Raw genomic sequence first — 227 nt, 5'->3', positions numbered from 1 at the left:
CGTCACGGTCGCCGCCACGGGCAGCGCCGACTGAGACGCGCTACCCCGGCCGCCCCGGTCCGTGCCACGACCGCCACAGTGCCGCGTACGCCCCGTCCGCAGCCACCAGGTCCTGGTGCGGGCCGAGTTCGGTGATGCGGCCGTCCTCCATGACCGCGACCCGGTCGGCGTCGTGTGCCGTGTGCAGCCGGTGCGCGACCGCGATGACCGTGCGGCCGCGCAGCACC

The 227-nt window shown here is 76.2% G+C and carries 1 pseudogene; it reads right to left on the bottom strand.

What is annotated here, in order from left to right:
- Positions 1 to 40: 40 nt before the first annotated feature.
- A pseudogene (locus G3I40_RS25220) lies at positions 41 to 227 on the bottom strand (ABC transporter ATP-binding protein); the annotation flags it as partial.

The sequence above is a fragment of the Streptomyces sp. SID14478 genome (assembly GCF_010548525.1).
Lineage (GTDB): Bacteria > Actinomycetota > Actinomycetes > Streptomycetales > Streptomycetaceae > Streptomyces.
Note: the sequence above shows the minus strand (reverse complement) of the source record. Positions and strands in the feature narration are given on the sequence as shown.